At 61.8% G+C, this 14,872-nt stretch carries 15 protein-coding genes; 4 read left to right on the plus strand and 11 right to left on the minus strand.

Features of this window, described 5'->3' with window-relative positions; all coding sequences use genetic code 11:
* Nucleotides 1–91: 91 nt before the first annotated feature.
* Together obgE and KQI82_RS11920 are read left to right on the plus strand one after the other, a co-directional pair.
* Nucleotides 92–1,372, plus strand: a complete 1,281-nt coding sequence (gene obgE, locus KQI82_RS11915) for a GTPase ObgE (protein WP_216632965.1) — start codon at nt 92–94, stop codon at nt 1,370–1,372.
* Between the two features lie 152 nt (nt 1,373–1,524).
* A complete protein-coding gene (locus KQI82_RS11920) occupies nt 1,525–2,724 on the plus strand; it encodes a DUF401 family protein (RefSeq protein ID WP_216632966.1) in 1,200 nt (399 codons plus the stop codon).
* A 45-nt stretch (nt 2,725–2,769) separates the two neighbouring features.
* Here KQI82_RS11920 and KQI82_RS11925 read toward each other — a convergent pair whose 3' ends face one another.
* Genes KQI82_RS11925 through KQI82_RS11935 form a run of 3 tightly spaced genes read right to left on the minus strand, consistent with a single transcriptional unit; the run spans nt 2,770 to nt 6,024 of the window.
* Complete coding sequence (locus KQI82_RS11925; protein ID WP_216632967.1) at nt 2,770–4,371, minus strand: gamma-glutamyltransferase family protein; 1,602 nt, start codon at nt 4,369–4,371, stop codon at nt 2,770–2,772.
* Nucleotides 4,361–4,882, minus strand: coding sequence for a hypothetical protein (locus KQI82_RS11930; RefSeq protein WP_216632968.1), 522 nt, complete (start codon nt 4,880–4,882; stop codon nt 4,361–4,363). Before KQI82_RS11930 ends, KQI82_RS11925 begins: the two co-directional genes overlap by 11 nt.
* Nucleotides 4,879–6,024: a DUF2974 domain-containing protein gene (locus KQI82_RS11935; protein WP_216632969.1), complete on the minus strand. Its 1,146-nt coding sequence runs from the start codon at nt 6,022–6,024 to the stop codon at nt 4,879–4,881. The genes KQI82_RS11930 and KQI82_RS11935 overlap by 4 nt, the downstream gene beginning before the upstream one ends.
* Before the next feature lie 138 nt (nt 6,025–6,162).
* On the opposite strand from KQI82_RS11935, the gene KQI82_RS11940 reads away from it, so the two are divergent.
* The gene (locus KQI82_RS11940) at nt 6,163–6,774 is read left to right on the plus strand and encodes a single-stranded DNA-binding protein (RefSeq protein ID WP_216632970.1); all 612 of its coding nucleotides are present in this window, start codon (nt 6,163–6,165) and stop codon (nt 6,772–6,774) included.
* A gap of 32 nt (nt 6,775–6,806) precedes the next feature.
* Here the strand turns inward: KQI82_RS11940 and KQI82_RS11945 are convergent, their stop codons facing one another.
* Genes KQI82_RS11945 through yedF form a run of 4 tightly spaced genes read right to left on the minus strand, consistent with a single transcriptional unit; the run spans nt 6,807 to nt 8,978 of the window.
* On the minus strand, nt 6,807–6,986 hold the full coding sequence (locus KQI82_RS11945; protein ID WP_216632971.1) for a DUF6472 family protein: 180 nt from the start codon (nt 6,984–6,986) through the stop codon (nt 6,807–6,809).
* 14 nt (nt 6,987–7,000) lie between these two features.
* Nucleotides 7,001–7,237 carry a putative Se/S carrier protein gene (locus tag KQI82_RS11950; protein WP_216632972.1) on the minus strand — a complete coding sequence of 79 codons (237 nt, stop codon included), beginning with the start codon at nt 7,235–7,237 and terminating at the stop codon, nt 7,001–7,003.
* A gap of 2 nt (nt 7,238–7,239) precedes the next feature.
* Entirely contained in the window at nt 7,240–8,370 is a 1,131-nt protein-coding gene (locus tag KQI82_RS11955) for an aminotransferase class V-fold PLP-dependent enzyme (RefSeq protein ID WP_216632973.1), read from the minus strand.
* Nucleotides 8,367–8,978 (minus strand): sulfurtransferase-like selenium metabolism protein YedF, encoded by a 612-nt coding sequence (gene yedF / locus KQI82_RS11960; protein WP_216632974.1) that lies wholly within the window; start codon nt 8,976–8,978, stop codon nt 8,367–8,369. The genes KQI82_RS11955 and yedF overlap by 4 nt, the downstream gene beginning before the upstream one ends.
* A 409-nt stretch (nt 8,979–9,387) precedes the next feature.
* Here yedF and KQI82_RS11965 point away from each other — a divergent pair, with 409 nt between their 5' ends.
* Nucleotides 9,388–10,644, plus strand: coding sequence for a diaminopimelate decarboxylase (locus KQI82_RS11965; protein ID WP_216632975.1), 1,257 nt, complete (start codon nt 9,388–9,390; stop codon nt 10,642–10,644).
* A gap of 37 nt (nt 10,645–10,681) precedes the next feature.
* Here the strand turns inward: KQI82_RS11965 and KQI82_RS11970 are convergent, their stop codons facing one another.
* Genes KQI82_RS11970 through KQI82_RS11985 form a run of 4 tightly spaced genes read right to left on the minus strand, consistent with a single transcriptional unit; the run spans nt 10,682 to nt 14,851 of the window.
* On the minus strand, nt 10,682–11,374 hold the full coding sequence (locus tag KQI82_RS11970) for an LrgB family protein (protein ID WP_216632976.1): 693 nt from the start codon (nt 11,372–11,374) through the stop codon (nt 10,682–10,684).
* Complete coding sequence (locus KQI82_RS11975; RefSeq protein ID WP_216632977.1) at nt 11,371–11,724, minus strand: CidA/LrgA family protein; 354 nt, start codon at nt 11,722–11,724, stop codon at nt 11,371–11,373. Before KQI82_RS11975 ends, KQI82_RS11970 begins: the two co-directional genes overlap by 4 nt.
* An 18-nt stretch (nt 11,725–11,742) precedes the next feature.
* Nucleotides 11,743–13,110, minus strand: a complete 1,368-nt coding sequence (locus KQI82_RS11980) for a penicillin-binding transpeptidase domain-containing protein (RefSeq protein ID WP_216632978.1) — start codon at nt 13,108–13,110, stop codon at nt 11,743–11,745.
* Nucleotides 13,097–14,851 (minus strand): FtsW/RodA/SpoVE family cell cycle protein, encoded by a 1,755-nt coding sequence (locus KQI82_RS11985; RefSeq protein WP_216632979.1) that lies wholly within the window; start codon nt 14,849–14,851, stop codon nt 13,097–13,099. Before KQI82_RS11985 ends, KQI82_RS11980 begins: the two co-directional genes overlap by 14 nt.
* Nucleotides 14,852–14,872 lie beyond the last annotated feature (21 nt).

The raw sequence follows: 14,872 nt of genomic DNA on the forward strand, positions 1-14,872 counted from the left end.
GCCTCGAACGTTCCGTTCGGGGCTCTTTGTCCTTCCCGGACGTATGGCCGGGGCGTCAATTGGCATACTAAAGAGAAAACGGAGGGTTCCCATGGCGACATCTTTTATCGATAAGGCCCGCATCACCGTCCGCGCGGGCAAGGGCGGCAACGGCGCGGTCTCCTTCCACCGGGAAAAATACGTGGCCGCAGGCGGTCCCGACGGCGGCGACGGCGGCCAGGGCGGCTCCATCATCGTCCAAGTGGACGACAACATGTCCACGCTGATGGATTTCCGCTATAAGCGCAAGTACGTGGCGGAAAACGGTGTGGACGGCCAGGGCGCCCGCAAGTCCGGAAAGGACGGGAAATCCCTGACCATCAAAGTCCCCCGGGGCACGCTGATCCGTGACGCGGAGACCAATGAGATCATCAGGGACATGTCGGACTCAGAGCCCTTTGTCCTCTGCCGGGGCGGCAAGGGGGGCTGGGGCAACACCCATTTTGCCACCCCCACCCGCCAGGTGCCCCGCTTTGCCAAGGCGGGACTGCCCGGAGAATCCCACGATGTGATCCTGGAGCTGAAGCTGCTGGCGGACGTGGGACTGGTGGGCTTTCCCAACGTGGGCAAATCCACGCTGCTCAGCGTGGTTTCCAAAGCCCAGCCCAAGATCGCCAACTACCACTTCACCACCCTCTACCCCAACCTGGGCGTGGTGTATGTGGACGAGGGCGTCAGCTTTGTCATGGCGGACATCCCCGGCATCATTGAGGGTGCCAGCGACGGCGCCGGTTTGGGCCACGACTTCCTCAGGCACATCGACCGCTGCCGCCTGCTGGTCCACGTGGTGGACGTCTCCGGCAGCGAGGGACGGGACCCGGTGGCGGACTTCGACGCCATCTGCGAGGAGCTGAAGCAGTACAGCCCCGAGCTGGCCGTCCGCCCCCAGATCGTGGCGGCCAACAAAACCGACATCTGCGAGACGGCGGAGAACGTGGATGTGCTCCGCCGCCATGTGGAAGCTCTTGGTTATCCTCTCTATGAGATTTCCGCCGCCTCCCACAAGGGCACCCGGGAACTGGTGCAGAAGGTGGCTCAGGCCCTCTCCGCCCTGCCGCCCGTGGCGGTCTACGAGCCGGAGTATGTGCCCCGGCCCGCCGAGGTGGACACTTCCGCACCTTTGAACATCGAGGTGGTGGACGGCGTCTGGATCGTGGAGGGGCCCTGGCTCCAGCGGCTCATCGCCAACACCAATTTCGGCGATTATGAAAGCCGCAACTGGTTCGACAAGATGCTCCGGGAGTCCGGGCTCTTTGACCGGATGGAGGAGATGGGCATTCAGGACGGCGACACCGTGTCCATGTACAACTTGGAATTCGACTACCAGCGTTAAGCTTTTTACGTCCCTGGGCCGGAGCAGATCACTGCTCCGGCCCTTTTGCCATCTGTTCAGTGGATTGACAGCGCCCCGCTTTGCCCGTATACTGGGATAAGACCCAACAAGTTCAGGCGCCCTTACCCGGCGCCGGCAATCCGGGAGGACCTATGACGGCTGCATATCTGGGAGTCGTCTTTTTGACGATCGTTCTGCTGCTGGCCTTTCACCGCCCCCTCTATCAGGCCATCCTTGGCGGCGTGGTGATGACGGCGCTGCTCTACCGCATACCGGCGCTGGCTGTCCTCCACCGGGTGCTCCGGGTCTTCACCGATCGCGGCTCCTGTTCCGTGCTGATATCCCTGTATCTCATCACCTACCTCCAGCGGATGCTGGAGCGGCGCAGCCTCATCAAACAGGCCCAGCAGGACCTGAATGGCCTTTTTCACAACCGCCGCGTCAATGTGGCCGGCGCCTCCATGTTCATCGGTCTGCTTCCCTCCGCGGCGGCCATGATTCTCTGCGGCGATATTGTCAAAGACGCCACCGACGGCTATCTCACGCCCAAAGAGCAGGCCGTGACCACCAGCTGGTTCCGCCACATCCCGGAGAGCTCTCTGCCCACCTATGCCGGAGTGCTTCTGATCTGCAATCTGTCCGGCGTGGCTCTGCCCCGGTTTCTGCTGGCCATGCTGGCGCCTGTTTGCGTGCTGGTTCTGTTGGGCTACCTGCCCTATCTGCGCAAGCTGCCCAAGGACCCGGGCTCAGCGCCCAGCTCCAGCCGGCGGCTGGACGCGCTGCATCTGCTCCAGCACCTGTGGCCCCTGCTACTGATCCTCTTCCTCATTCTGGCCTGCGGCCTGGGTGTGGTGGAGGCCGTTTTGATCTCCATTGCAGCCATGGCCATCCTCTGCCGCTTTTCACCCCGTGAGCTTCTTGCCATGGTGTCCAGTGCCTTTGAGGCCAAGCTGCTGTTCAGCACCTTTTTGGTTCTGGTCCTGAAGGAGCTGATCGCCTACACCGGCGTTTTGGAGCTGCTCCCCGACTTGTTGGGCAATCTTCCCATTCCCACCTACCTGATCTTTGTGCTGCTGTTTTTCCTGGGCACCATCATCAGCGGCACCAGCGGGATCATCGCCCTGGGCACGCCCCTGGCCTTTGCCGCCATGGACGGCGGAGTGCCGCTGGTGGTGCTGCTCATGTGCATCTGCCACGCGGCCAGCCAGCTCTCTCCCACCCACGTATGTCTTGTGGTGGCGGCGGATTACTTCCACATCTCCCTTGGGGAGCTGATCCGCAAGACGGTGCCGCTGTCGCTGTTGTTCTGCCTGCTGATGATCGGCTATTACCACCTGCTGCTTCTGCTGTGACGCAAAAAGCCTGCCGGGACTCCGGCAGGCTTTCTTTTTTGTCTGTTACAGGATGGCAGCGGCGCTGTCGCAGCGGGATTCCGTGCCCACGCAGAGGATTCCCGTCTCCCGGTCCCGCCAGATGATCTGTCCCCGGCCAAAGGAGTCTGATCCCTGAGCAAAGCGGACCTCGTGGCCCCGGCGGCGAAGTTCCTCCGCGATTTCCCGGGAAAAGCCGGGCTCCACCAGAATCTCCCTGCCCCCGGTCCACTGCCACCGGGGCGCGTCCAGGCTATCCTGGGGGCTGAGGCCAAAGTCGATGGTATTGGTGACTACCTGCAGATGGCCCTGGGGCTGCATGGCACCGCCCATGACGCCGAACGCCCCCACCGCCTGTCCGTCCTTCATCAAAAATCCGGGAAGGATGCTGTGGCAGGGCCTTTTCCCTCCGCCCAGACAGCTGGGGTGGCCGGGGCGCAGGTTGAATCCGCAGCCCCGGTTCTGAAGCGTGATGCCCGTGCCGGGCACCACAACCGCGGAGCCAAAGCCGACATAGCTGCTCTGGATGAAGGAGACCATGTTTCCCTCTGCGTCGGCGGTGCAGAAGTATACCGTGCCGCCCTTCGGCGGCGCGCCCGGCGCCGGCTCCAGCGCCTGATCGCCGATGAGGGCCGCGCGGGCGGCGCCGTAGCCGGGGGAAAGCAGCTCTTCCGGAGAATAGTCCATGTACCTTGGGTCCGCCACATACTCCCTTGCGTCGCTGTAGGCAAGCTTCATGGCCTCCATCAGCTTGTGGCAGCTATCCCCGCGCTCCTTTTCCCCCAGGGACATGTTTTTCAGGATATTGAGTGCCATCAGCGCCGCGATTCCGCAGCCGTTGGGTGGAATCTCACAGACCTCATAGCCCCTGTAGCCCACGGAGATGGGCTCCACCCACTCCGGCCGGTAGGCGTGCAGGTCCTCTTTGCGCAAAAAGCCGCCGTTTTCCCGGCTGGCCCGGTCAATCCGCTCCGCCAGGCCACCCCGGTACAGGGACTCGCACTCCGTCCGGGCCATCTCCTCCAGCGTGCGGGCGTGATCCTCCGAGCGCCAGAGCTCCCCTGGCCGGGGCGCTGCGCCGCCGGGGGCGAACACCCGAAACCACTCTTCAAACTCCGGTCCGTGAAGCTCCCGGCTGTGCAGCTCCAGGGCCTGACGCCAGCTGCGGGCGGTGGCGGGCTGCACCACCACTCCATTGCGGGCCGCATCCACAGCACTCTGGAGGAGTCTTGGAAAGGGCAGTCGTCCAAAGCGGCGCCACATCTCCGCCCAGGCGCCCGCCGCTCCCGGCACCGTCACCGGGGTCCAGCCGAAGCGGGGTACTTCCCTTTGGCCGGAGAGAGCCCGCGCTGAAATGGACGCGGGCGAACAGCCGCTGCCGTTGAGGCCGTAGAGCCGCCTCCCGTTCCAGATCAGGGCAAAGGCGTCGCTGCCCAGGCCGTTGGAGGTGGGCTCCGCCACCGTCAGCACAGCTGCGGCGGCAATGGCTGCGTCCACGGCGTTTCCCCCCTCTTTGAGAACGTCCAGCCCCGCCTGGGCGGCAAGAGGCTGGGAGGCGGCCACGGCGCATCGGCCGAAGATCACCCCTCGCCGGGAGGGATAGCGCCGCTCCAGCGGGTCAAAGTTCATTGGCCTGCCGCGCTTTCATCCACCCCTCGATCTCGTTGAGGTTTTTCGCCATGACAAAGTCGCCGCCCTCTTTCAGCGTGCGGAGCATCTCCTCCTCCGCCTCCGTGCGCTGGGGCTTCGCCTCTAATTTTTCGCCCATCATCTTGCTCATGTAGAGCATCATCCAGCGGTTCAGGCCGTGGAGCTTTTTGTAGTCAATGCCGCCCTGGAGATAGAAGAGGCCCACATCCTCCGCCACACCGCAGTTGACGCGCATCTGCCGGGTGGCCTCCGGATCCGGCGCATAGGCGCCGCAGGCGGCCACCCCCCGGACCTGATACCATTTTGCGGCCTGGCGTATGCCGGAGATCGTACCGGCCATTACCCAGCCCATGTAAAAGACCTCCTCGCCCTTGGCCAGCGCGCTTCTGGCCTCCGGCAGGGTGTAGGCCGGGAGGCCGGTGCTCTTGGAGAGCATCCGGGCATAGCGCTCCGTGTGGCCCGCCTTGGAGGTATAAACGATCGCTTTCATTTCTTTTCCTCTTTCTTCTCTTTTTTCCGGCGCTTGCCGATCAGCTCCTCCTGGATCACCTGGGCCTTGCTCAAAAAGAGCTTCCGGAATGCGTAGAGAAGCACATCCCGGGTCTCCTTGTCCATATCCGCCATGGCCTTCACCATGGCGGCCGCCGTCTTGAACCCGTCCTCCGTCAGCTCGGTCAGCGTCTTTGCGTCAGCACCGGAGAGGATGTCAAAGAGTCCCTCCGTAAACCGGCGGCGCTGCTCATCGCTCATGCCGGAGATCCAGCCCTTCAGCGTCAGGTCGTTGCGCCAGCGCTCCGGAGCATCCTCGGTTAGATGGACGAATCCGGTTCCCATAACCTCCCAGGAAAAGCCGTCGTGCTGCAAGATTCCTTTCTGGTCGCTTTTGACCAGGGTAAAGGTCTCCTCGTGCTCCATGATCATCCCCACCACGGAGGACTGGGGCACAATGGTGGTGATCCGGTCCGCAATCCGGGTATGCTCCGCCTTTTGCAGCATGCTGGTGCGAAAACCGGGCCCGTCGTTGTTGTACACGCTCAGGATTCTGCGCTGGATGGCCGCGCCGCAGTGAACCGCGCTGTATACCGCCAGGTTTCCCCCCTTGGAGTGGCCGCCGATGCGCAGCTTCCGCCGCCGGTGCTGGGCGGCCACGGAGCGGAGGTACGATACGGCCTCCCGCTGGGCGGGGACCACATCCATGAAGCTCATGTTGAAATCCTCTTTCCACCCCACGATGGTGTCGTCCGTGCCACGAAAGGCGACATACAGGCTGCCGTCACCCAATTCCGCCGTGCAGGCGGCGAACTGAAGCCCCTGCTCCTCGTCCAGACGGTCGGTAAAGCAGCTGAGCACCATGCCGGAAAACCGGAGGCTTCCCGCCGCCTTTTCCAGCAACTCCGGAATGCGGTCGGGCACGATCAGGCCCATGTCCTCCTCCCGGTCGGGATGCAGCTTGAAATAGTCCTCCGCCGCCTTTTTCAGCGGGACGCCCGCTCCGCCGCCCACCGGCGGCACAATGTCCTCAAAATCCAGAAAGGAAAGCTCCGCCAGGATCAGGTTATCCACCTCGTTAAACGGTGACATCGCAAAGGTCAGGTCTCCGCGCCAGTCAATATAGTCCAGCAGATTTGCCACACGCAATCCTCCATCCGGCCGAGTTCACCCGGCAATCTATGTGGTATTATACGCCGAAAAAGCATTTTTGAAAAGAGGTCTAATTGGGACGTGCCCTTCATATCGTGTACTATTCATCAACAACAGAGGTGTACGGATATGACAAACAGTAAAAACCAGGTGGAGCTGTGGGGCGTCCCGGAATCCTCCCCCGTCCTCTCCCACGAAAATCACGGTCAGACTTTCTATCAGTTCCCGCTGGCAGTGCCCCGCCTCTCCGGCCAGGCGGACCGGCTGCCGGTGCTGCTGCCCATGTCCCTGAGGGATCAGGTGCATCAGGACGTCCCCCTGCGCCTGAGCGGACAGCTGCGCTCGTTCAACAACAAGAGCGGCCAGGGAAACCGTCTGGTGATCACCGTCTTCGCCCAATCCATCTCCCCTGGTGACGGGGAAACCCGCAATGAGATTCAGCTCACCGGCGTCATCTGCAAGGCTCCTGTTCTGCGCCGCACGCCATTGGGGCGAAACATCTGCGACATCATGCTGGCCGTGGGACGCCATTACGGCCGGGCCGACTATCTGCCGGTCATCACCTGGGGCCAGCTGGCTCTGCGCGCCGGCGCCATGCAGGTGGGAGACCCTCTGGCCCTGGAGGGGCGGGTACAGAGCAGGACCTACACAAAGCTCATCGACGGCGTCCCCCAGGAGCGCATCGCATACGAGGTCTCTGTGATGCATCTTCTGGACCCGGAAGAGGATGCGGCTACATAAAGAAAAGAGCGCGGAACAATCCGCGCTCTTTTTCACTGTCTTCTTGCAAGGGTGTAGTCGTCGCCGGGCTGATAATAGGGGCAGCGATCCGCCTCCGCCCGCAGGAACCGGGCCATTTCGTCCTCATCCAGGTCCATTTCACAGACGCAGGCGTCTATCTCCTCATCGTAGTCATAGTGAAAACAGTCCTCGCATTTCGATCTTCCGGCCAAAAGACTCCCTCCCTCTACAGCATCAGCTTATAGGTGCCGTCCACATCCAGGCCGTGGGACGCCACGACCCTCTCCACCTGAGTCTGCTCCTCCGGCCGCGCCATCCAGCACATGCCGCATCCGGCGCTGATCGCCCGGGGAACGGGAATCAGCCGTCCGGGGACCCCCTCTTCCTTGCACCATTTTTCCATGGCCATGGCGCCCACGGTGGTATGAAAGGTGACGATCAGCTTCAACGTTTTTTCCCGCATCTCTATTCCTCCGCCAGGGTCCGGACGGCCCGGGCCGCTGTGTCAACTTCCTCCCCGGTATTGAACCAGGCAAAGCTGAAGCGGACCAGCCCCTGGTCCCGGGTTCCCAGGGCCCGGTGGAGCCGGGGCGCACAATGGGCGCCGGGACGGGTGGCGATCCCCCAGCGCTCGGAGAGTTCGTCGGAAACCTGGGAGGAATCGTAATCGCCGATGTTCAAAGATACGATTGGGGCTCGCAGCTTTGCGTCAAAGTCTCCGCATATCCGCACGTCCTTCACCCGGGACACCTGTTCATAAAACCGGCGCATCAGCCCCTGCTCATACTCGCAGATCACCTCAAGGCCGGTCTCCCCAATGTAATCCAGCGCCGCGCCCAGACCCGCGATTCCGTGGCCGTTCAGCGTACCCGCCTCCAACCGGGTGGGATACTCCTCCGGCTGGTCCGGGTTGTAGGTCTGGATGCCGGTGCCGCCGGTCTTCCAGGGGCGGATTTCCACCCCGTCACCCAGGCAGAGCCCGCCTGTGCCCTGGGGCCCCATCAGGCTTTTATGGCCGGTAAAACAGATGACGTCCGCGTCCTCCACACTCACGGGGAATACACCCGCGGTCTGGGAGGCGTCCACCACAAAAATCAGGCCGTGATCGCGGGCAATCCGCCCCACGCGGCGGATATCCACCAAGTCCCCGGTCAGGTTGGAACCGTGGGTGCAGACGATCCCCTTCGTATTGGGCCGGATCAGCACCTCAAACGCATCATAGTCGATCCGGCCCGTGCGGTCGGCTGGAACAAAGCTCACCTCTCCGCCCTGCCGCTCCAGGCGGTACAGCGGCCGCAGAACGGAGTTGTGCTCCAGGTCTGTGGAGATCACATGGTCCCCGGAGCCAAAGAGTCCGGCAATGGCGATGTTCAGCGCCTCCGTGGAGTTTGCGGTGAAACAGACATGATCCGGCCGGCCGCTGCCAAAAAGGCGGGCCAGCTTCTCCCTGGTCTCAAAAATGGTGCGGGAGGCGGTCAGGGCGCTGCCATAGGCTCCACGGGCACTGTTGCCCATGGAGGTCATGGCCGCCGTCACCGCTTCGATGACGCAGGGCGGTTTATGCAGCGTGGTGGCCGCGTTGTCCAGGTAGATCATGGCTTGACCACTTTTGCCGCGGCGGTCAGCTTCTCCACAATGGTATACATATTGGTCACTCCGCCCACCACGGGAGTCAGCTGATAAAAGTTGGCGCAGGTGCCACAGGTGAGAATCTCCACGCCCATGGCCTCCATGTTCCGCAGATCCTCTATGGAGTCGGAGCCCTCGGCGGTCAGGTGCGCGCCGCCGTTATAAAAGAGAATCGTCCTGGGCAGCCGCTCCAGCTGGCTGAGCGCATAGAGAAACCCCTTCATCAGCGTCTTGCCCAACTCGTCGCTGCCGCGGCCCATGACGCTGCTGTCCACGGCCACCACGAAGGCGCCTATGGCATTGGGCGCGCAGGTGATCTCCTCTTCCTCCACGGCGCTCTCCGCCACCGGATTGACCACGTCCAGCGTCACCACATAATGCTTCTCATCCTGCTTCTCCGAGCGCATTTTGCAGCCGAACTTGGCGGCCATGCGATTGAGGTTCTGCACAGCGATGTCGTTGTCCACGTGAACCTCTAATTCCCCGGCCTCCCTCATGGCTTTGAGGGCCTTTGTGGCCTTGACCACCGGAATGGGACACTGCTCCCCAATCGCGTTTACAACCACCTTTTCCATTTATCATCGTCCTCCTGTCTGTGGAATCGTTTTCTTTTTCAGTATAGTGCGCCTTCCGCCAATTTTCCAACGCCAATTTTCGATGATATCCAAAATATCATTTAAAATATCAATGGTATTTTCGCTTGGGCGCTTGCCCGGCAAAACGGCGGGCAAGCGGAATCCCGCGGAGGGGATTCCACCGGGTTTTCCTTCTTATCTTAGCAGACCGGCCCGCTAAAATCAATGCACAGGACGGTCCCGCCGCCGCGTTTTCTGTCCACCGCTCTCACTTGTCTATTTTTGCGGCGGAACCCCTCCCTGTTCCCGCAAAAAAGGCTTTTGCTTGACAGCCGCCCTCTTTTCTCTTAAAATAAGTAGGATTTCCCTCCTTCCCCACGGAAAGAGGCAAGAAGAAAGAGGAATTGCCATGAAGACACCGTTTGTCACCGCCGAGCAGCTGCGCTCCATTGTTGAGCGCTATCCCACCCCTTTCCACATCTACGACGAGAAAGGCATCCGGGAAAATGCCCGCCGTTTGAAACGTGCCTTCGCATGGAATCCCGGATTCCGGGAGTATTTTGCCGTCAAGGCCACGCCCACTCCCAAGATTTTAAAGCTCCTCCACGAAGAGGGCTGCGGACTGGACTGCTCCTCTTTGACGGAGCTGATGCTGGCCGAGGGGTGCGGCGTCCGGGGAGAGGACGTCATGTTCTCCTCCAACGACACACCGGCTGAGGAGTTTGAGATGGCGGCGCGGATGGGCGCTATCATCAACCTGGACGACATCACCCACGTGGACTTTTTAAAGAATACGTTAGGGTATATCCCAGAAAAAATCAGCTGCCGCTTCAACCCCGGCGGCATATTCACCATTGGGCAAAGCCACGAGGGCTTTCAGGTGATGGACAACCCCGGGGACGCCAAATACGGCATGACCCGGGATCAAATCCGAGACGCCTTCCTTCGCCTGAAGGAGTTGGGTGCCCGGGAGTTCGGCATCCATGCCTTCCTGGCCTCTAATACCCTCTCCAACGAGTACTATCCCACCCTGGCCCGCATTCTGTTCCGTCTGGCGGCGGAGCTGAAGGAGGAGACAGGCTGCCACATCACGTTCATCAACCTCTCCGGAGGCATCGGCATCCCCTACCGTCCTGAGGAGCCTGCCGGCGACATCGATGTCATCGGCGATGGCGTCCGCAGGGCCTATGAGGAGCTCCTGATTCCCGCCGGCATGGGGGATGTGGCCCTGTGCACGGAGCTGGGCCGGTTTATGCTGGGCCCCTACGGCCACCTGGTAACCACCGCCGTGCATGAAAAGCACACCTACAAGGACTATGTGGGTGTGGACGCCTGCGCCGTCAATTTGATGCGGCCCGCCATGTACGGCGCCTACCACCACATCACCGTTATGGGTAAGGAACAGCTGCCCTGCGACCACAAGTACGACGTTGCGGGGTCTCTTTGCGAAAACAACGACAAGTTTGCCATTGACCGGATGCTTCCCAAAGTGGACTCAGGCGACCTGCTGGTGATCCATGACACCGGCGCCCACGGGTTCTCCATGGGATACAACTACAACGGCAAACTGCGCTCCGCGGAGCTGCTGCTCCGGGAGGACGGCAGCGTGGAGCTGATTCGCCGGCCGGAGACGCCGGACGATTACTTTGCCACCGTCATCTGGTAATCAGAAAGGGAGACCGCGTTGCGGTCTCCCTCCTTTTTTATAGCACTCCGGCAAAAACCGGGGCGCACAGCACCGTCAGCAGGCCCGAAACCACGATGGAGAGGCTGCTCATGGCGCCCTCCACCTCGCCCATCTCCATGGCCTTGGCAGTGCCAATGGCATGGGAGGCGGAGCCGATGGCAATGCCCCGGGCCACACTCTCCCGGATGCGGAACAGCCGGCAAATCCCCTCCGCCGCCACGTTCCCGAAAATCCCGGTGACGATGATGGCCGCCACCGTGATGGTGGGAAGCCCGCCAAGCTCCTCCGCCACGCCCACGCCGATGGCGGTGGTGATGGACTTGGGCAGCAGCGTGGCGTAAATGGTGTGGTCCATCCGAAACAGCCGGCACAGCAAAAACACCGTGGTCATGCTGGCCAGCACGCCGGAGGCCACGCCCGCCAGCACGGCTTTCCAGTTTTTCCCCAGCAGCCTGAGCTCCTCATAGAGGGGAATGGCCAGGCACACCGTGGACGGCGTCAAAAAATAGTTTAAATAGCGGGCCCCTTCATAGTAGCTGTCGTAATCGATCCTCAGCACCGCCAGCGCGGCGATCACCACAACGGTGGACACCAGCAGCGGATTGAACACCGCCAGCTTCCATCTGCTCTTCATCCACATGCCCAAGCCATAGGCGGCCAGGCTGATGGTCACGCCGAAAAAGGCGGACTGGCACAGAATCTCCTTCACCGGCGCCCTCCTTTCCGGATCGCCCACTGGGTCACCCGTCCGGAGACCGCCATCACCACCACGGTGGAGAGGAGCACAATGGCGGCAAAGGGCAGCAGGATGGGCCGGAGCACCGGCCAGGAATCCATCATCCCCACCGTCAGGGGAATGAACAGTAGCGGCATGATCTCCACCAGGAATTTTCCGGTCTCTTTCACCCGGCTTAACGGGATGAGGCCGGTGCACAGCGCCGCCAGCATCAGCACCAGGCCGTAAATGCTGGCCGGAAACGGCAGGGGCACCAGAGCATGAACCACCTCGCCCAAAAGGGAAATACCTAAGATAACAGACAGCTGTTGCATGAATTTCATGAATCGTTCCTCTTTTTCTCAGTATCCGTTGACCATGGCGTCCAGCACCTTGCCGGCCACCGTGCCCGCCACGGAGGCTCCTCCGCCGCCACTCTCCACCAGCACCACAAAGGCATAGGGGAAATCCTCATCCTGCAAAAAACCTGCAAACCAGGCGTTGGCATTGGCGTCTCCGCCCACCTCGGCGGTGCCGGACTTGGCACAGACGGTCATATTGGGGAATCGGCTGGTGCCGTAAATCTGCTCCACGTTGCGGCGCATCATCTCGGAGAGCGTCCCGGCCGTCTCCGGGCGGATCAGCGTACCGGTTTTCCGGGTCAGCTGCAGCGAGGAGGGCACGCCGCCGCCCGTGGTGCTTTTCAGGAGAATCCGGGGCACCGCCGCCTTGCCCCCGTTTGCAATGGCCCCCATATAGACCATCAGGGAGCAGGGGTTCACCAGATCGTTGTGCTGACCCACTCCGGACCAGCCCAACTGGTTCTCCGTGGCATCCCGGAAGAAAAAGCTCCCTTTTGCACAGGGCAGGCCGTTGACGGAGTAGGAGTCCGTCAGCCCCGCCTTTTCCGTATACCGCTCCATGACGTCCGGGCCCATCTCCACCGCCAGACGGGCAAAGGCGATGTTGCAGGAGTTGGAAAGAGCCCCGTAGATATCCATGGTCCCGTGGGCGTGGGGACAGGTGACCACGCCCTCCCCCACCTGGGCGGAGCCCTCGCAGGTAAAGGTCCGGCTGAACAAATCCGGCAGCCGCTCGATGGCCGCCGCCGCGGTCACGGTCTTGAAGACCGACCCGGGCACAAAGGTGGAGGAGAGAAAGCGGTTGATGTACGCGCCGTCGTAACGCTCGTTTGTGTCGATGTCCGATGGAACGTTCAGCGGATCATAGGAGGGCGCCGAAACAAGGCAGAGAATCTCGCCCGTCTCATAGTTATAGACCGCCACCACTCCCTTTTTCCCGTTGAGGGCATTGTAGGCGATGTAGTTGTACCGGGCGTCGATGGTCAGGTACAGGTTGTTCCCCTTGTTCCCGTAATAGGCGCCGTTTAAAAAATTGTAGCCTGTGAGCTTGTCGGCAAAGGCGCTGAGCGCGCCGGTGCCGATGTTGCCGTACAGGTCGCCCACCACATGGAGCGTGGCCTTGCGGACGGTCTCATTGTCGTAATAGGTGCGCCGGCCGTCCACGGCGGTGGTCAGCACGTCGCCGTCCCGATCCAGAATCGTGCCGCTTTTGAGCACGCCCGCATTGTTATAGATGTGGCGGTTAAAGGCAGAGGAGGCCCATCCCCCGCCCCGGGTAAACCAGCGGAGGGTGAAGAAGCACAGGCCCGCAAGAAGCAAAAAAGCCAGAATCCAGCAGACCAGAGCCCGCTTTTCAATCTTCTTCATCGGCGCGCGCCTCCTTTCCGACGCTTTGGCGGGGCGAGAGGAACCGGGTGGCAAAGCTGGCGTTCTCCCTTGTATCGGTGGCCTTCAGGAAGGCGATCAGCCCCCAGGCGGACATCATGGCCGAGCCGCCGTTGGACACAAAGGGAAAGGTGACGCCGGTCAGCGGCAGCAGGTCCACGGAGCCGAACACATTGAGGCAGGTCTGGAACACCAGTAGCGACGAAGCGGCGCAGGCGGCGATGGTATAGAAGCTGGACCTGCCCACCCGGCAGGCCCGGGCGGCAAAAACGGCCAGGGTGATGATGGACAGCACCGCCAAAATGGCGATGAGCAGCCCCCACTCCTCACACAGCATGCCGAACACCAGGTCCGTGTCCGCCGCAGCCACATTGTGCAGCCACCCGTTGCCCGCGCCCACGCCCACCAAACCGCCGGACGCGGCGGCGGACATGGTGCGGGTCTGCTGGAAGCCGGCGCCGGAGGCCTGTTCCCAGGCATGGCCCCAGGCGGCAAACCGGTTCAGGATGTAGGGCTTGAACTCCAGAATGATGATGCCGCCGAACACCGCTCCGCCGCAGATCAGGCTCAGCGTGGCAAAATCCCCGGAGCGCAGGTATGCGATGACAAGGAAGGTCACAAAGAAGATGGCGGCGGTTCCAAAGTCGCTCATCAGCCCAAGGCACCCGATGCAAACACCGGTGAGGACGATGAACAACCCCAGGTTTCTTCGGCGGAACAGCCGGTCCAGCGTGGCCGAACCGGCAAAGATGTAGCAGATTTTCGCGATCTCCGAGGGCTGGAAGGAGAGTCCGCCTAACACAAGCCAGTTGGAGGCGCCGTACTTGCTCTTTCCCAACACCAGCGTAATCCCCAAAAGGGCGATGGCGCCGGCCGCCATCAGCCACCGGATCCTCTGCACCCGACTCAGGTCCCGGAGGAAAATTCCCAAAACCAAAAAAAGCCCCAGCCCCAGCAGTACGGCGATCAGCTGCTTGGGCAGCGCCGAAGGCGCCGAGGAAGCCGTCACAGAAAGGGACAGCGTGGAGAGGAAGAAGGCGATGGTCTCCATCTCAAAGCCCACGCACCGCGTCAGTCGGATCACAATAAAATAGAGCCACATCACCACAATGAGGCACAAAAACACCACCGGGATCATCACCGTGGCCTGCTCGCCCGATGCGACAATCAGCTGGAAGCAGGTCAGCACCTGGAACAGCGTCAGCCACAAAAAGGAGGGCCAGATGGTGGCCGGGCGCTCCGCCTTCCGATGGGCCGCCTGTGCCTGCTTCTCCTCCGCCGTGATGGGCAGCAGCATCAGCGGCACACCGCCCAAGGTGATGGTATCGCCTTCCCGCACCTGGGCGGAGCCTTCGATCTTTTCCCCATTCACCAGCGTGCCGCCCTTGGAATCCAGGTCATATACGGTCCACACCGCGTCCTTGTCGCGGATCAGCGCGGCGTGCTGGCGGGAGATGCTGGGATAGTTGAGCACCACATCGGCAAATCTGTTGCGGCCGATGATATTCTCCCAATGGGTCAGCATCGCCGGCGCGCCGTTGGGCATGGAGAGCTGAGCCCAGGTCTCCGGTGTGTGGGGCACGCGGAGCAGCGACCGGATGGCCCGAATCAGGATCAGCAGAGCCAGTACCGGAAAGAGAAACCGGACAATGGTGGTATACCACTCCCCCACCGCCGGATTGGCGGCGATCAGCGCGGTCAAATGATCAAAGCCTGCCTGCATGTCACACCTCCTCGGCTTGTT

Source organism: Dysosmobacter acutus (assembly GCF_018919205.1).
GTDB lineage: Bacteria > Bacillota > Clostridia > Oscillospirales > Oscillospiraceae > Oscillibacter > Oscillibacter acutus.